The following is a 1,954-nucleotide window of genomic DNA, read 5'->3' as shown; positions in this document are numbered from 1 at the left end:
AGGATGTCCTGCTCGGCGTTCGCAGTTCGGGTCACTGACCGCTGCGGACCGGCGTGTTACCCCGCGCAACCGCCCGGATCATCCGTTTGCGCGAGTAAGTTCGGTGTATACGGCGACGCGGTCCGATGTTTCCGGGGCCAGCCCGGACGACGACAGCAGTTGCGCCGAGAAGTTCGCGACCTGGTTTCGTGCGCTATCGGAGGTGGACCGATGCTGTCCAAGGTTTCATCCGTGTGGTACGTCGATACCCCCGACCCGCCGGCGGTGCTGCGCGCCGATCCCGACCCCGATCCGGACGCGGCCTACGCGCTCGCCCGGCAACTGCATCCCGACCTGGACGTAGAACCCACCGTGTCGGTAACCCTCGGCGACGCCGACGGGCCGGACCCGGACGAGGTCTATATCGGCAGCTATCCCGGACTCACACTGCTGTGCAGTTCCTACGCCGCCCGGGTGCAGCCGACCACGATTCCGGAGTTGCTGGTGCGGCCGCTCGCCGAAGAGCACACCTACCTGGTGTCGTTCGATCTGGAATACGGTTGGGGCGCGTTCGCGCACTGGGAGCGCGGCGAACTACGCCGGGCGTTCAGCTCGACCCGGCTCAATATCCTGCAGGACCACGGTCTGCCGCATATCTGGGAGCGGCCGCACTGGGCGGGCGAGCATCCCATCGCGTGGCGACTCGGCGAACTACCCGATCCACTGGTGCTGCCGTTCGATCCACCCGGATTCGCCGATACCGCCAACCACGAATGGCTGGGTTTCCGGTATTTCCCCCCGGCCACCGCCGATCGTGAGAGTTCCGCCGACGCCGGCGACCCCCGCCCCCTGGATCCCAAGGACATCCGGGTCTGTGGTTTCCGGTTGCGTCCCCGCGGCGATCGCGCGGACGACCCGGAACCGCCGCAGCCGCACACTCGGGTCGCCCATGAACGCAAAGGTCTGCTTTCCTGGCTGCGCGGGCACGAGGCCGCGGTGGGCGCCGGCCAGTAGACCGGGCCGGGTCAGGCGGCGAAGAGCAGGCCGATCCAGGCCAGCGCCACGCCCGTACTCGCCCCGGCCAGCACCCAGCGGGTCACCGGACGCGTCCGCCAGCGCCACACGGTGGGCGCAACCCCGCCGACCGCGACCAGATTCACCGCCAGCGACAGCACCGGGTGCACCCGGGCCAGCGCGGCACCGAACGCGAAAACACCGACGGCGGTCAGCGCGGCCACCAGGACGGCGACCGTGATACCCGCCGCCCACGGAGTCGGTTCGCCGGGCGGACAGGGCCGCCGGTCGAACCCGGAATCGCCGAGCGCCGGGGTCACGACGCCCGCACCCGCTCGTAGAACGCCATCGCGGCCGCTGTCGCCACGTTCAGCGAATCGGTACCCGCCGACATCGGTATCCGGGCCCGCACATCCGCCGCGGCCATGGCCTCCTCGGTCAGGCCGGGCCCCTCGGCGCCCAGCAGCAGCGCCACCCGGTCGCCGGTGAGCGCGGCGGCCAGCGTCGGGGCCGCCGGGTCCGGAGTCAGGGCCGCCACCTGGAAACCCCGGCGCCGCAGCAGGTCGAGCCCGCCCGGCCACCGCGGTACCCGGGCGAATGGCACCCGCAGCGCATGTCCCATCGAAACCCGCACGGACCGACGGTACAGCGGATCCGCGCAACGCTCCCCGAACAGGATCGCGTCCACCCCCAGACCGGCCGCATTACGGAACATCGACCCCAGGTTCTCGTGGTCGTTCACGCCTTCGAGCACCGCCACAGTGGTGGCCCCGGTGATGATCTCGTCGAAATCGCGTTCGGGCGGCCGGTGCGCCACCGCCAGGACGCCCCGGTTGAGATGGAACCCGACCACCTCGGCCATCACTTCCGCCGAGGCCCGGTAGAACGGCACATCCACCGCCGCGAGTTCGGGTGCGAGTTCCTGCCACCGCTTGTCCACACCGAGCAGCGCGTGCGGCCG

Annotated in this window: 3 protein-coding genes; 1 reads left to right on the top strand and 2 read right to left on the bottom strand. The window is 70.6% G+C overall.

All coding sequences use genetic code 11. The features are described 5' to 3' along the window. Positions 1 to 231 precede the first annotated feature (231 nt). On the top strand, positions 232 to 993 hold the full coding sequence (locus tag ON38_RS03010) for a DUF6928 family protein (RefSeq protein ID WP_245563881.1): 762 nt from the start codon (positions 232 to 234) through the stop codon (positions 991 to 993). An 11-nt stretch (positions 994 to 1,004) separates the two neighbouring features. On the opposite strand, the gene ON38_RS03005 is transcribed toward ON38_RS03010, so the two are convergent. Together ON38_RS03005 and ON38_RS03000 are read right to left on the bottom strand one after the other, a co-directional pair. Continuing rightward, positions 1,005 to 1,313, bottom strand: a complete 309-nt coding sequence (locus tag ON38_RS03005; protein WP_051164304.1) for a DUF2537 domain-containing protein — start codon at positions 1,311 to 1,313, stop codon at positions 1,005 to 1,007. Further along, a partial coding sequence (locus ON38_RS03000) for a TrmH family RNA methyltransferase (RefSeq protein WP_039822165.1) occupies positions 1,310 to 1,954 on the bottom strand: 645 nt, incomplete at its 5' end. The genes ON38_RS03005 and ON38_RS03000, both read right to left, overlap by 4 nt.

Origin of the sequence: Nocardia testacea NBRC 100365 (genome assembly GCF_000308775.1) — a bacterium.
GTDB lineage: Bacteria > Actinomycetota > Actinomycetes > Mycobacteriales > Mycobacteriaceae > Nocardia > Nocardia testacea.
This window is presented reverse-complemented; position numbering and strand designations above follow the sequence as displayed.